The sequence below is a fragment of the Prevotella sp. oral taxon 313 genome (assembly GCF_003043935.1).
GTDB classification, from domain to species: Bacteria; Bacteroidota; Bacteroidia; order Bacteroidales; family Bacteroidaceae; genus Prevotella; species Prevotella jejuni.
Map to the genome: position 1 here is coordinate 849,232 of NZ_PYXE01000001.1, position 14,034 is coordinate 863,265.

The following is a 14,034-nucleotide window of genomic DNA, read 5'->3' on the forward strand; positions in this document are numbered from 1 at the left end:
TCAAGGACACCTCTGCGATATATTACATCTACGCAAGTCTTCGTTGCGATTGAGCATAGATAATATGCATGTGAGGGGCAGTTTGTCGATTATTTAGCACCTAATAAAATAAGTGTGAAGGCTTAGTACTATATGTCCGAAGCCCTCGGACAACGTGTCCGGGGCCTTCGGACAGTTTGTCCGGAGCGTCCGGACAATGTTTGTAAAGCCTTTGAACTGTTAGTGTGGACGCTTTGAATAATATGTTCAAAGCCTTTGTATAATAAGAGTGGACGCCTTTAATAAAATGTTCAAAGCCTCCAGATAATAATTGTGTACGCTTTTGAAGATAAGTGTTAACCCTTTGGTTAACAGTTGTGTACCTTTCGAACGTTTGTAGAAAAGGGTTACAAAATCTCTTGTAGTTGCTATATTATATAAGGTATAAGGCTGTCTAACCTTTCAGAAAGGACTTGTCAATGTCAGTCTAAATACTTACTCGTTAACTAACCATCATCACCTAACACTCAACACCCACCACCCCTTGTTAACAATTCATCATCACCTAACACTCAACACCCACCCCCATCACTCCCAAACCACCAACTCTCGTGGTAGAGTAATAATCTTCAAGCGTTGATACCAGATGCGGGTAGAGTTGGAGAGCTGCCGTTTACGATGGCTACTGACGATATAGTAGCTTGCAAGATACTCGTCCATGACATCACAAAAAGCCTTTTTGATGCGCGAACACTTCTCGTTGATGGCATTATCAAGCGGATTGATAAGATGGTCGATACTCTCTTCAATCTTCTCATTGTCAGATAGTCGGGCTGTTTTACAGTACAATTCTAATAGCTCTTGTCGGTGTTCTGATAGCCGTTTCAGCTCTATTCCCTCTGGATGATGTAGGAAGAAGAGATACACAGCCTTATGTACTGGGGTCAACTCAACCTCTTTCTCCATCTCAGGTAACAGGAAACGATAGTCGGAAGTGATGACAAGAGGAGACAGCCGACTCTTTGCTAATTCTATGCGCAGCTCCTCGATGACCGCTGAGCCACCTAAGCTTTTCAAGAGAAGGTCGTAACGACCCAAGCCAATCAGCCGTTGACTTGCATGCTGCACAATGTCGGCTAACTGTTCGGGGGTTTGCATGATTGGGTCAGACATAAGCCTACTCCTCCCCTCCTTCAAGCATTTCAGATGTCAGCTGACGCATACGAGCCTTCAACCTGTCTAAGAATGACAGTCGACCAGATGGTTCCTGCGCTACTGGTTCAGGCTCTGGACTGACCACCTTTACCGCAGGTTCAGGTACTATCGTTGGTTCTACGATAAATTCGGGTTCCGCCTCTTTTGGCTCGATGGGTTCCTCCTTTATCGTAGGAGGAACTGTTGTCTCTTCAGCAACAGCAGGTTTACGCCTCACAGGTTTGTACAGTTTGTTGATAATCTCATCATAGTGTTCGCTCATCTCTTCGGTCTGCTCGTCCGCTTCATGTACGTTACTCTTATCAAGACCAGTAGCGAGAATTGTCACCTTAGCGTCCTCACCCAAGCTGTCATCGGTACTTGTGCCCCAAATAACGTCTATATTCACATCGAGAGTGTCCATGAAAGCGTCTATCTCGTTCATCTCCTCGACAAGTAAAGGCTTATCGTTACTGGTGTAGATATTGAATAGTATGCGCTTAGCCTGACTGATGTCACTGCCATAGAGGAGGGGAGAGTCGAGTGCACTCACAATGGCATTCTCCACACGATGTTCCCCTTTTGCACGCCCCATAGCCATGATAGCACTGCCACCACTGCGTAAGGTGTTCTCAACATCACGGAAGTCAAGGTTGATGTCACCCTCCACTGTGATCAGTTCTGAGATACTTTTCGTAGCATTCAGTAGGATGTTATCGGCACGCTTAAAGGCCTCTTTGATAGGAAGAGGTGAGTCGCTGTAGACATCGCAAAGCCGTTCATTATTGATAATCAGCAAGGCGTCCACATTCTTACGCATCTGTTCGACCCCTTTGATAGCCTTGATAATCTTGCGTTTCTTCTCGAAGTAGAATGGAATAGTTACTATACCGATAGTAAGAATACCCATCGATTTAGCCACACCAGCCACGACAGGGCCCGCACCCGTCCCTGTTCCGCCACCCATACCAGCTGTCAGAAAGACCATCTTCGTGCCGTCGCTCAATAGTCGTTTTATATCTTCAATATTCTGTTCAGCCTCCGACTTACCCTTTTCAGGTACTCCTCCTGCTCCCAGTCCTGTACCCAACAGAATCTTGACAGGTACGTTAGAGTGTACAAGCGACTGACTATCAGTGTTGCAGATAGCAAAGGAGACGCTGCTAATACCTTCGTTATACATGTTCTTAACAGCGTTACAACCACCACCACCAACGCCAATCACTTTGATAAGACGCTGTGTCTTGTCCTCTGGAATATCGAAATCAATAGGGATATACTCTTCTGTCATCGTTATTTATGTTGCACTTGATTATGTTTACAAAGGTATGAATTAAATAAAAAAGAGCCAAATTTCTGCAAGGCTTGCAGGTTTTCATTTATATTACTGACATCTATCAAAACCACTTGAAAGACTGATAGACAGCGTTCGCCATGCCCTTGTAGGCAAAAGAGATGGGATGAGAATTATGGTCAAAAGTATCATTAAGACAGCCCATTGGCTCAGTCAGAATCCTATATGAGGCTTGGGCGGATTATTACAGTTATCTTTTATATAGAAAGACAACGAAGCCCAGCCCTTGTGAAAAAGCTTATCAAAATTACCACCAGCACCTCTCACGCAGCATATCATCATCACCTAACACTCAACACCCCCCACCTCTCGTTAACTATTCATCATCACCTACCACTCAACACCCCCCACCCTACAATATTTCTCGTGCTATCCACGCACAAGCCTCAGCGTCAGCAAGGGCGTGATGATGGTGGATTAGCTCAAAGCCACAGGCTGAAGAGACCGTATGTAACTGATGGTTCGGGAGGTGAGGAAAGTGATGTCGGGCCGCTTCCAGCGTGTCGAAGAACTCATAGTCAGGGTAATCCATCTGGTAGGTATGGAACGATGCCATCAGACAAGACCTATCGAAAGATGCGTTATGGGCCACAAGTGGCAGGCCTTCTATCTTCGGCTCGATCTGTTCCCACACCTCGCTGAATACCGGTGCACCATCAGTATCGGCACAGGTGAGCCCATGCACCTGCGTACATCGCCATTGATAATAATTCGGTTCGGGCTGTATAAGCGAATAGAAAGAGTCAACAAACTCTCCATCCCTTACTATCACTACTCCTACCGAGCATACACTACATCGCTCAAAGTTAGCTGTTTCAAAGTCAATTGCCGCAAAGTCCTGCATAGTTTACTGTTGATTATATTAATAGTCTACGATAGGTTACTTCTATAAATAAGGTTCTATGTTGTGTAACATAAAGTATCTACGCACAAAGTTACAACTTTCTTTTCATTCTTTTAGGCTGATAACGAGTTATTTCCAATCTTTTTCTTACTTTTGCAGAAGGAGTATCTACTGCTATAAAGAATACTATCTATGGAAGAAAACAGTTACACACCCAGTTTAGACCAGTATCAGATACCTGTTGTAGAGGCAAGTCAGGGCTATCACCTTGTGCTTGCGTCGCCAGGATGTGGTAAGACTCATATCCTTGCAGAGAGGGTGAGGTATGCACGAGAAAGGGGTGTTAAGTATGAGGATATGCTCTGTCTTACGTTCACAAACCGTGCTGCGAGGGAGATGATCAACCGTATCCAAAAGGTAGTAGGAGGTGATTTCTCTGAGTTGATGGTAGGTAATGTGCATCGTTTCTGCTCTAAATTCCTCTTTGAACAGGGTCGTATACCAGCCGACTCGGCTATTATTGACGACGAAGAGGCGGTGAGCATCATTGCAGACTATCGCAATGAAGATGAGGAAGGAGTAACAAGAGACTTCAATAGGTACAAAGGCTATCAGACAATCATCTTCTTTCAGCATTTCATCTATCAGTTAGAACACCACCACCCATGGAAGTATTACCTCCATCCTGAGAGCTTTACGGATGGTGATAGAGAAGCGATAAAACACATCTGTGGCTCACAGAAGATTGATTATAACGAACAGGCCGTAGTGAATATCTATCGTCATGCACAGGAATACATGGACGAAGCGAATGCACCTGGGCTTGATGCAAAGTTAGCCGATAGGATACGTGTATTGCTATGGAAGATGTATTACGCTGGCTGTTACGCCCGTTATAAAGAGGAAAACCACCTTTTCGATTTCGAGGACCTGCTCCTCTTCACCTACGACATCTATCGTTCCGACCCAAGCTGTAAGCGTTATCCATGGATACAGGTCGATGAAGTGCAGGATCTTAACGGTATGCAACTCGCTATCATCGACCTTCTAACGGCAAAGGACAACCCGATGGTGATGTACTTAGGCGACGAGCAGCAGGCTATCTTCTCTTTTATGGGGGCGAAAGTGGAGACGTTAACCCTCTTGAAGATGCGCTGTAAGGGTAATATCCACCATCTACAGCGCAATCACCGTTCGCCAAAATACCTCCTCGACATCTTTAATGACTATGCTGAAAAGCAACTGAAGATAGACCGCGAACTACTCCCTCTCTCCGACAACGACACGAAGGCCACATTAGGCGACCTAAGAATCATACATAGCAGTACGATTGAAGCCGAACAGAAGGATATTACCGCTGAGGCTCTCCGCCTTTACGAACAGAATAGCGAGGAGCGTACAGCCATCATCGTCAGCTCTAATTCGGATGCCGACCGTATCAGTGAAGCGATGTCGGAGGCTGCCCTAACCCACTTTAAGGTGTCTGGTCGCGACCTCTTCGATACACCAGATGTAAAGCTGTTGTTGGCTCATTTGAGTGTACTCTCCAATGAACATAACTCTATCGCATGGACACGTATCATGAAGGGCGTGCGTGCCTTCCCTTCTCATGCCCTTGCTCGCCGATTTAATTGGAAGCTGAAACAATTGGCACTAACGCCTTCCGATTTCCTTCTCTATCCCGAAAGCTGTTACACGGCAGAGTTCCTTCGTGCCTACAACGAGGACGAAATCGTTGTTTTCGATACTGAAACAACAGGGTTGAATGTGTTTACTGATGACATCATAGAGGTTGCGGCCATACGAATAAAGGGTGGGGAAGTGGTTGGCGAACCGCTCGACCTCTACATAGAGACCGATAAGCCGATTCTGCCAATGCTCGGTGACAAGGAGAACCCGATGTATGCTATCTACCATGAGAAGCTGGCCACGGGCGAACTGCTCCCTCCTGCTGATGCCCTACAACGCTTCCTTGCCTACGTCGGTACCAGTCCTATCCTCGGTCATAATGCCAACTACGATTATAATATATTAGACAACAATCTGCAACGTCACTGTAATGACACGATGCAAGCACATCCTATTCGTTGCTTCGACTCGCTCAAACTGATAAGACTATTGGCTCCGAGCCTTCATTCTTATAAGTTGGAAAGCCTGCTTGAAACCTTCCACTTGACAGGTGTCAACAGTCATCAGGCGATTGATGACGTGCGGGCAACGGTCAGTCTTGTGCGCCTCTGTGCTGAGAAGGCACGTGAGAAACAGGCCAGTCAAGAGGCTTTTATCCACCACCCAAAGGTGAAACCCTTTGCAAATGTGCTCCGAAGCAATTATGGCGAAAGCTATCGAACGGCCGTCAAGCGTCTCTATAAGCCCTCTGTCGACCCTGAGCTTGCCCTCGTAAGTGAGCTTTCAACGGCCTATAAGGCCTTTCGTCTCGACGGATTAGTCAATGACATCCCCCGATTAGACTATATCCTTCGTTATCTCCGTATAGATATGTTGACGGATGAGGGGGTGGCCAATGCCCTTGCCCCACAACTCTCGCAGTACATGATGGATATTAACACACTCAAAGAGGCCGATTTCTGTAATAGTAAGAGTATCCTTGAGCGTATCTATGTGACGACTGTTCACAAGGCCAAGGGACTGGAGTTTGATAATGTTATCATCTTTGATGCTGCCGACGGACGCTATCCAAACGCCTATAACAAGACAAAGCAGCAGGATGAAGAGGATGCTCGTAAGTTCTATGTGGCCATGTCACGTGCTAAACGTAGGCTGTTCATCGCCTATGCCCTACAGATGGTCGACCGCCACGGGAGGGTTTTCAATCGTGAACTAACACCTCTGATGGAGAGCATACAGAAGTATTTTAATTAGACAGAAGCTCCTTTTAATAATACGAATAAATACTTTTTATACATCAAAGGATAGTTTTCTGACTTTAAAAGATTACCTTTGTGCGCAAAAGAGAACTAAGTTACATAGGATGGATACAAAGCGATTACTTGCAACAAGTGGGTCAATGCTCATGGCGTTGTCGGCTTTTGCGGCCAATAATCAAGGTGCACAGAACATGGCATCGAGGTTGTTAGGGGGTACAATTGCACTCAGTACCATGCTCATCATTGGCTTTTTCAGTATCATAGGTTATGTTATCGTTGCAATGATGGCACGAAAAAGAAACAGAAGCATTGCTTTATGGATTCTTTTTAGTCTGTTGGGTACACCTTGGTTGATGATTTTAATCCTTTTCTGCATTGGTAAGGATAACACTGGTTTACAGGATAGATAACGATTAATCAGACTGTTGAAGCGTCGTTAAGATTATAGATAACAATTAATAAATACAATTATGACAAAAGAAAAGTTCTTCACCTCTATGGGATGGGTTGGTATGGTGACATCTATTTTGATGTATGTATTCTACATCCCACAGATAGAAAACAACTTAGCGGGGCAGAAGGGAACTTTCATTCAGCCATTTATGGCAGGTATAAACTGTACCTTGTGGGTCGCATACGGATTGTTCAAGGAGAAGCGTGATTGGCCTTTGGCAATTGCTAACACGCCAGGTATCATCTTTGGTTTTGTAGCTGCTTTCACCGCATTGTAAGTTCAGAACACAATACGACATCGTCCTCTTCACTCTTCTGGGTGGGGAGGATTTTTGTTTTTAGGCTGATAATCAGTGGAAAAGCTTTGTTGTTTGAGAATCTTTTCGTATCTTTGACGCAGCTAACAGCAGCTATTTACGAACACTATAAACATACTATAACGATGCGTATGAGAAGATATCAAACGGCCCTAACACTGTTCTTTCTCTCGCTTCTATTGCTTGCCTGCAAGACAAAGCAATCTGATGAGGCGAAGGATTCGGGTGTGGCAGCAGGTCATTTCCCTGACCAGAGGGAATATCTAAAGGAGTTCAAGGACGACATAGTCATCATGGAATGTGGAGATTACGACTTCAACACGACTCCAATAGGTATCGGAAATAAGTTCTTTACACTGTTGCATGGATGGGTATATACCGATGGAGTCCTCTCGCATACCATAACAGGTCAGGGACTGACAGAGGGTATCTTGGTGCAAGACTTCCCCAATTATGAGGATTTGAAAGAATATGGTGGCTATTATGTTTCGGACAAACCCTACATCAAAATGAATCTTTATCGCACGAAGGATGCCGTCTGGTTTATGAATAAGCGGTATCCTATCGAAAGAGAAAATGCTGACAGTATCTTCTCGCCATTAATGAAAACGGGGAGTGGGGAGATTCGTTCGGTTTGGATATTTGTAGGGGATATTCCCTTGAAGAGTAAGTAATTGTGACGTATGAAGACGGTTCTAATACTCTTTTCTTGCTTCTTTCTTCTCTCTTGCACGATGAGGACGAGGAATGCAGAGGCTGTTCATTCTCCATACGACACGGTGTCAGTCTAGCAAAGGACGAAGAAGGACAGAAAATATATAATGTTGTTTCTGAGAAGGCAGTAACGGCTAATGGTGACTCGCTGTTTGATAAGAGGCGAACAGAGGTGCCGAAACAACTGAGCGACAAGGAGTTTGAACTCGCTAAGACCCTTGTGAGGCGTTATGTCGATAGTCATCAAGACAGTTATCTGCCCTTTGATTCTTATTTCCAGCAATACTTAGGCTATAAGAAAGGGGACGTTCTGATGGCTGATGTCGCCTTGTTTTCATCTTACAAAATCGTCTATCAAAAGGGAGTTGCAGGGATTATTTGCGAAGACTATAGGGTGAAATTCAAGTATCTGAAGGACCTTGGAAAGGAGCGTAAGATGCTTACTATCAACTTGGATAAGGGAGTTATCGTCAGAGAATAAGATGAACTTCGAGATGCTACTTATCTCTTTTGCCGCCTGAACGCTACTGTTTGCTTTTCATACCATGGTAATCCTTCGATAACCAACACACTATCATGTAATTCTAAAACCTTACATCGGGCGGTGTCCTCCTCGTTATACACTAAGAAAAGCGAGTCTTTTGCAAAGTGATAACGGTTAAACCATCTGCAGGTGTCGCCCATCCCCGGGTCGAAAACCGCGGTTGAGTCGGTCACGTCGAGTATTGGAGGCATACCGACGATAGTCTTTTTCACGCCTACCCACTTACCTGTAAATGCTTGGGGATAAACGGGTCCGTTGTACCTGCTGCATGCGATGAGCAGAACTGACAATAGGAAAGGATATAAAAGATGTCTCATACTTTACGAATTTACCGATGACTTCCTCTAAAATAAGGGTGCTTGCTGTTGCAAGCAGACCAAAAGAGAGGAAAGAACCCTACCTCTTTTATAGTGTAAACGTACTTAATCGTAGAAAATTGCTTGGTGTTGATGATTTCTATAAGAACTGATGTGGATTCGGAAACACTTTTCTCTATGGGTTGAAATATGTTTACAAAGAAGGGATAAGATTGTGGACAAATACAAAGGAAACGCATGTGAAGGTTGTAGACGTAAGTCGCATGATGTCAGAGGGTTGTGAGGTCGATTGTAGAAAGGCCTCTTCTTGGTGCAAGAAGGGCGTGTTCTTGGTGCAAGAAGGGCATGTTCTTCAACGTTGAAGGGCGTCTTCTTCAGCCATGAAGGGCGTGTACTGGTAAGGAGAGGATTGAAAACTCTTTACAATAGGAGTTTGTTGTGTTGTACTGCAAAGCTGTTTCTGTGTATTTCTTTTCGCTTTTCTTTCTGTGAGCGGTGGACTTGTCAGTTCCAAAGCATGTATGGATAGGGTAGGTGGTTAGGGCGTGCTTTATCTGAGTGTATAGATAAGCAGTATAGAAGGTATGCTAATGTAGGGGTAGAGCGATAGCGTAGAAAAGCATAGACCGACTAATCCTTTTTTCTTCTCATGGATGGAGTCGACTGCTTAAAATGCGGTAGAAGCTATTAGAACAGGCTGATGACTGATATAGTTCAGCCTTATAGGCACAAAAAAAACCGCAGGACAAGGTCCTGCGGCCAATTTCTCTCTTTTTCTGTTCGTACTCTGAATTACTTAACAGAGTCTGGAGCAACTGAGTCAGCAGCAGCTGAGTCAGCGTTAGCGCTATCTACCATAGCTGAGTCAACAGTTGAGTCTGCAGTAGAGTCAGCGTTCTGAGCTGGTTTAGAGTTACCATTACAAGATGCGAAAGAGATAGCTGCAATAGCTACGAACATTAAAACTAATTTCTTCATTTCTTTGCTTTTTTAAATCTGTAAAACAATCATTTGTTTGTTAAAACGATGCAAAGGTAAGTATTTTTTTTATACGGCAATAATATTTTTAGGACTTTTTTTGTTCTTTGAAAGCGGTGTTCTTGCAAGGTGTTGATACTCAACTATATACAAATAGTAAATAAATGTTAATGTTTTAGATGTGTGCCTACACAATTTGAAAAGGCTTCGTTTTTTGCTATCTAAAAGTCTTCTCTTGGCGTGAAAAATCTTCTTTTCTTTGTCTTTCTTACCTTTTTATAATGTGCAAACGGCCTCTTTTCTTTGGTAATGTGTTCATTTTACTGTAACTTTGCAGGTTATATGATAGATACAGCAGCATTTCAAGGCAAGACAGCCAGGTTCTATACGTTGGGTTGTAAGCTCAATTTCTCAGAGACAAGTACCTTCGCGCGTACCTTATATAATATGGGCGTGCGTGAAGCGAAGAAGACAGAGCAGGCAGACATCTGCCTGATTAACACCTGTTCGGTCACTGAGGTTGCCGATCATAAGTGCCGTCAGATTATTCATCGTATGGTCCGTCAGAACCCAGGAGCCTTTGTCATCGTGACAGGTTGCTATGCTCAGCTTGAGAGTGCAACGGTAGCGAAGATTGAAGGAGTTGACCTTGTCTTGGGGAGTAATGAGAAGGCTGACCTCGTGCAGTACCTTAGTGACGCATGGAATAAGGTCGATTCTGCTAAGGAAGAAGCACAGGAAGGGGAGTACCACTCTGTCAAGACGAAGGATATCAAGAGTTTTCAGGCAAGTTGCTCACGTGGTAATCGCACGCGCTACTTCCTTAAGGTGCAAGATGGATGTAATTACTTCTGTACTTATTGTACGATTCCCTTTGCACGAGGTTTCTCTCGTAACCCTACCATTCAGTCGCTTGTTGCACAGGCAGAGGAGGCTGCCAAGGAGGGAGGAAAGGAGATTGTGCTAACGGGAGTGAACATAGGTGACTTCGGAAAGACCACTGGCGAGAGTTTCTTAGACCTTGTCAAGGCATTAGATAAGGTTGAGGGAATACAGCGTTACCGCATTAGTTCGTTGGAGCCCGACCTGATTGACGATGACTTAATAGCCTATTGTGCCGAGTCACGAGCCTTTATGCCTCATTTCCATATCCCCCTTCAGAGTGGTTCTGACGAGGTGTTGAAGTTGATGCACCGCCGTTATGACACGCAGCTCTTTGCCCACAAGATACGACTCATTAAGGAGAAGATGCCGAGAGCATTTATCGGTGTGGATGTAATGGTGGGTTCTCGTGGTGAAAGACCAGAGTTTTTTGAGGACTGTTATAATTTCCTCAATTCCCTTCCTATCACTCAACTGCATGTCTTCCCCTACTCTGAACGCCCAGGCACAGCGGCCCTGTCAATCCCTTACGTGGTAGACGACCGTGAGAAGAAACACCGTGCTCACAAGCTCTTGAAGCTGTCGGACGAGAAGACACGGGCTTTCTATGCGGCGCATATAGGGCAGGAAGCCAACGTACTCTTCGAGAAAGCCGCACGTGGTAAGGCTATGCATGGTTTTACAGACAACTATATTCGTGTGGAGCTATCGCCTGCGCAGGCAAAAGAGGAGTATGACAACCAAATCCTCCGAGTACGTTTAGGCGAGTTCAACTTCGACCAGAGCTCATTAAAAGCAGACCTCTTATGAAAGTAGCCATTGTCATTCTGAACTGGAACGGACGCAGCATGATGGAGCAATACCTGCCTTCTGTGCTGAATTTCTCACGTGATGAAGCCGAGATAATCATTGCTGACAATGCCTCAACAGACGATTCTGTTGCATGGCTAAAAGCTACTTATCCCTACTTACGAGTGATTGAGTTGCCGGAGAACTATGGCTTTGCTGAGGGGTATAACCGTGCTCTTAAGCAGGTAGACAGTGAGTATTACGTGCTACTAAACAGTGATGTCGAGGTGACGCACCACTGGTTAACACCGCTCATAGAGGAGATGGAAGCCCATGAAGACATAGCGGCTTGTCAGCCGAAGTTGCTCTCTGTGGCCAATCCTGACGCTTTTGAGTATGCGGGAGCATCGGGTGGCTTCCTCGACCGTTACGGTTATCCGTTCTGCAGAGGGCGTATCTTTGACACGGTGGAGGACGATAATGGGCAGTATGATAACAGTGAGGAAGTACTTTGGGCAACAGGTGCTTGCTTGATGATACGTGCTATAGACTATTGGACAGCAGGCGGTTTAGATGGGCGTTTCTTTGCCCACAATGAGGAAATAGACCTCTGTTGGCGTCTGCATCAGATGGGGAAACGCATCTTCTGCTTCCCTGAGAGTTATGTCTATCACGTCGGAGGCGGTACGTTACCCAAGTCGAATCCACGTAAGACCTTCCTGAACTTCCGCAATAACCTTACTATGTTGTGGAAGAACTTACCAGAGGATGAGTTGAAGCATGTCATGCGTGTAAGATGGTTCTTAGACTATCTCGCAGCATTTCAAGCACTGATACAGAAGCGTAATTGGGGTGAGTTCAAAGCGATACTATCGGCACGTCGTGCCTTTAAGAAGTGGAGACACGAGTTCGAACGGCTACCAAGTCATCTTGAGAAGAGCGATGGTCATAGAGAGAAACTACCGTCCTGTACGTATGATGGGCGCAAGGAGTATTCCCTTCTTTGGCAGTATTATGTGAAAGGACATAAGCTCTTTGAGACTCTACCTGAATAAAAATAAGAAAAGATTACACGTCTTTTTAATATTTTTAGCATATCACTTGCGCTTTAAAATAATTTTTAGTAATTTTGCAGAGAATACTCAAATATTGTAAAAAGTAACCAGTGAAATATCTCTATTACATATTAGTTGTCGTACTGTTCACCTGCGTTGGTTGTCAGTTTAGGCTTACATCAGATGATGGGAGAGACTCCTCTCTATTGTTTGAGATAGATCGCTATGACCGTTTGGAGTATCGTTATTTGACGACAGGAGATTTCTCTGCCCTCCAGCAGATGAATACTGAGTATCCTATTGAGACTCGTACGCTAATAGAAGATGTAGTAAAGATAGGCGAGATAACCGACCCTGACATCAATACTAAGTTCTTGAAGTTCTATCAAGACACAACTTTACAGTCGGTCATCGCCGCTGTCGAGTCGGAGTATGCCAATACGGAGGACCTTGACCACCAGTTTAGTTCGGCTTTCAAACGGTTGAGACAACTCTTGCCAAACGTTGCCATACCAAGAGTCTATGCTCAGATATCGGCGTTAGACCAGAGTATTGTGGTCGGAAATGGTACGATAGGCATCTCATTGGATAAGTATCTCGGACCTAACTACCCATTGTATGCGAAGTTCTACTCGCCTACACAGCGCAAACAAATGTCGCGTGAGTACATCCTACCAGACTGTATGACCTTCTACTTGATGAGTGTCTATCCTCTTCAACACTTTGAGTCGCGTCCGCAGGTGGAGCGTGATCTACAAATAGGAAAGATACAATGGCTTGTTAATCAGGTCATGACGAAGCGCATCTATCACAGTCGTTACGAAGAGGCGGTCGATGAATATATGAAAAAGAACCCAAAGATCTCGTATGAGGAACTGCTTCGTATGACAGATTTCTCTAAGTTTAATACCACTGGATATTAGCGGCTACTACTCAGTTGAGCTGAAACAATTATACAGTCCCCTCTCAGAACCAACGGTGTCGACCGTAGGAAAGGTTTTGCAGAGGGGATTTTTGTGTCTATACGTTTGTGCGTTTGGTATGTATTCTTCTCTTAACAAAAGTCTATTCGTTTGTTTTCTTGCTGATTGGCAGTTTCCTTCTCTCACAGAGAGCATAGTCGAAACAGATACATTCTACCCACGGTCGAACGTATGAGAAAAGTGATCTTTCCTCCTTCTCAACCTCCGCAGGGAGGAGTGTGTGGTGTGCGATCATCTCTATAAGGCGTTCGTGAAGAAGTAAGAAATCATTACATATCATTGTGCTTAATCTGTTCAAAATGCGAGAACTCTCCCCTCTGTAATCGAGTCTATAACCCACAAGAAATCAACACATTACATACTTCATTGAAGAAGACGCCTTTCTTGTCCCAAGAAGGGCCTCCTCTTGCCCCAAGAAGGGCATGTTCTCAAACGAAGAAGGGCATGTTCTCAAACGTAGAAGGACGAAAAAATAGATAAGGGGAAAGGTGGATAGAGGGGACCTCCCCCAGCCCCTCCGAAGGAGGGGAGCCCCAAGCTGCTATGAGAAAGCGAACGATTTTTGTATTAGTGGGTATATAATGGACAATTACTTCAACTCGCTTTAATACTCAATAGTAAACACTTAACACCCTACAAAACACGTCATCAACAACTAACATTAAACACCCAACACCCAACAAAGCAATTCATCACCACCCAACACTAAACACCCACCACCCATCACCCGCCTAACAAATTTG

Annotated in this window: 13 protein-coding genes; 8 read left to right on the forward strand and 5 right to left on the reverse strand. The window is 44.6% G+C overall.

What is annotated here, in order from left to right; genetic code table 11:
* Nucleotides 1-567: 567 nt before the first annotated feature.
* From AXF23_RS03310 to AXF23_RS03320, 3 genes are all read right to left on the reverse strand, one after another.
* On the reverse strand, nt 568-1,152 hold the full coding sequence (locus AXF23_RS03310; RefSeq protein ID WP_009010498.1) for a hypothetical protein: 585 nt from the start codon (nt 1,150-1,152) through the stop codon (nt 568-570).
* A 4-nt stretch (nt 1,153-1,156) separates the two neighbouring features.
* Nucleotides 1,157-2,464 (reverse strand): cell division protein FtsZ, encoded by a 1,308-nt coding sequence (gene ftsZ / locus AXF23_RS03315; protein WP_107624287.1) that lies wholly within the window; start codon nt 2,462-2,464, stop codon nt 1,157-1,159.
* 415 nt (nt 2,465-2,879) lie between these two features.
* Complete coding sequence (locus tag AXF23_RS03320; RefSeq protein WP_107624288.1) at nt 2,880-3,371, reverse strand: 3'-5' exonuclease; 492 nt, start codon at nt 3,369-3,371, stop codon at nt 2,880-2,882.
* 192 nt (nt 3,372-3,563) lie between these two features.
* On the opposite strand from AXF23_RS03320, the gene AXF23_RS03325 reads away from it, so the two are divergent.
* The 5 genes from AXF23_RS03325 (at nt 3,564) to AXF23_RS03345 (ending at nt 8,224) form a co-directional block, all read left to right on the forward strand.
* Nucleotides 3,564-6,254 carry a 3'-5' exonuclease gene (locus tag AXF23_RS03325; RefSeq protein WP_107624289.1) on the forward strand — a complete coding sequence of 897 codons (2,691 nt, stop codon included), beginning with the start codon at nt 3,564-3,566 and terminating at the stop codon, nt 6,252-6,254.
* A 109-nt stretch (nt 6,255-6,363) separates the two neighbouring features.
* A complete protein-coding gene (locus AXF23_RS03330) occupies nt 6,364-6,669 on the forward strand; it encodes a hypothetical protein (RefSeq protein ID WP_107624290.1) in 306 nt (101 codons plus the stop codon).
* 60 nt (nt 6,670-6,729) lie between these two features.
* The gene (locus tag AXF23_RS03335; protein ID WP_107624291.1) at nt 6,730-6,990 is read left to right on the forward strand and encodes a SemiSWEET family transporter; all 261 of its coding nucleotides are present in this window, start codon (nt 6,730-6,732) and stop codon (nt 6,988-6,990) included.
* Between the two features lie 170 nt (nt 6,991-7,160).
* Nucleotides 7,161-7,703 carry a hypothetical protein gene (locus AXF23_RS03340; protein WP_233251229.1) on the forward strand — a complete coding sequence of 181 codons (543 nt, stop codon included), beginning with the start codon at nt 7,161-7,163 and terminating at the stop codon, nt 7,701-7,703.
* Between the two features lie 2 nt (nt 7,704-7,705).
* Nucleotides 7,706-8,224 (forward strand): hypothetical protein, encoded by a 519-nt coding sequence (locus AXF23_RS03345; protein WP_233251230.1) that lies wholly within the window; start codon nt 7,706-7,708, stop codon nt 8,222-8,224.
* A gap of 20 nt (nt 8,225-8,244) precedes the next feature.
* Here the strand turns inward: AXF23_RS03345 and AXF23_RS03350 are convergent, their stop codons facing one another.
* Both AXF23_RS03350 and AXF23_RS03355 read right to left on the reverse strand, forming a co-directional pair.
* Nucleotides 8,245-8,604 (reverse strand): hypothetical protein, encoded by a 360-nt coding sequence (locus AXF23_RS03350; protein WP_107624293.1) that lies wholly within the window; start codon nt 8,602-8,604, stop codon nt 8,245-8,247.
* Nucleotides 8,605-9,396: 792 nt separating this feature from the next.
* Nucleotides 9,397-9,582, reverse strand: coding sequence for a PG1828 family lipoprotein (locus AXF23_RS03355; protein ID WP_009010507.1), 186 nt, complete (start codon nt 9,580-9,582; stop codon nt 9,397-9,399).
* Nucleotides 9,583-9,924: 342 nt separating this feature from the next.
* On the opposite strand from AXF23_RS03355, the gene mtaB reads away from it, so the two are divergent.
* The 3 genes from mtaB (at nt 9,925) to AXF23_RS03370 (ending at nt 13,231) form a co-directional block, all read left to right on the forward strand.
* Nucleotides 9,925-11,274: a tRNA (N(6)-L-threonylcarbamoyladenosine(37)-C(2))-methylthiotransferase MtaB gene (gene mtaB, locus AXF23_RS03360; RefSeq protein WP_107625780.1), complete on the forward strand. Its 1,350-nt coding sequence runs from the start codon at nt 9,925-9,927 to the stop codon at nt 11,272-11,274.
* On the forward strand, nt 11,271-12,308 hold the full coding sequence (locus AXF23_RS03365; protein ID WP_107624294.1) for a glycosyltransferase family 2 protein: 1,038 nt from the start codon (nt 11,271-11,273) through the stop codon (nt 12,306-12,308). The genes mtaB and AXF23_RS03365 overlap by 4 nt, the downstream gene beginning before the upstream one ends.
* Nucleotides 12,309-12,418: 110 nt before the next feature.
* The gene (locus AXF23_RS03370) at nt 12,419-13,231 is read left to right on the forward strand and encodes a gliding motility protein GldB-related protein (RefSeq protein ID WP_107624295.1); all 813 of its coding nucleotides are present in this window, start codon (nt 12,419-12,421) and stop codon (nt 13,229-13,231) included.
* The last annotated feature ends 803 nt before the right edge of the window (nt 13,232-14,034 follow it).

Excerpts from the sequence above, each read along its gene's own strand:
- AXF23_RS03310 (WP_009010498.1), bottom strand. The coding sequence starts at position 1,152 with ATGTCTGACCCAATCATGCAAACCCCCGAACAGTTAGCCGACATTGTG.
- ftsZ (WP_107624287.1), bottom strand. The coding sequence starts at position 2,464 with ATGACAGAAGAGTATATCCCTATTGATTTCGATATTCCAGAGGACAAG.
- AXF23_RS03320 (WP_107624288.1), bottom strand. The coding sequence starts at position 3,371 with ATGCAGGACTTTGCGGCAATTGACTTTGAAACAGCTAACTTTGAGCGA.
- AXF23_RS03325 (WP_107624289.1), top strand. The coding sequence starts at position 3,564 with ATGGAAGAAAACAGTTACACACCCAGTTTAGACCAGTATCAGATACCT.
- AXF23_RS03330 (WP_107624290.1), top strand. The coding sequence starts at position 6,364 with ATGGATACAAAGCGATTACTTGCAACAAGTGGGTCAATGCTCATGGCG.
- AXF23_RS03335 (WP_107624291.1), top strand. The coding sequence starts at position 6,730 with ATGACAAAAGAAAAGTTCTTCACCTCTATGGGATGGGTTGGTATGGTG.
- AXF23_RS03340 (WP_233251229.1), top strand. The coding sequence starts at position 7,161 with ATGAGAAGATATCAAACGGCCCTAACACTGTTCTTTCTCTCGCTTCTA.
- AXF23_RS03350 (WP_107624293.1), bottom strand. The coding sequence starts at position 8,604 with ATGAGACATCTTTTATATCCTTTCCTATTGTCAGTTCTGCTCATCGCA.
- AXF23_RS03355 (WP_009010507.1), bottom strand. The coding sequence starts at position 9,582 with ATGAAGAAATTAGTTTTAATGTTCGTAGCTATTGCAGCTATCTCTTTC.
- mtaB (WP_107625780.1), top strand. The coding sequence starts at position 9,925 with ATGATAGATACAGCAGCATTTCAAGGCAAGACAGCCAGGTTCTATACG.
- AXF23_RS03365 (WP_107624294.1), top strand. The coding sequence starts at position 11,271 with ATGAAAGTAGCCATTGTCATTCTGAACTGGAACGGACGCAGCATGATG.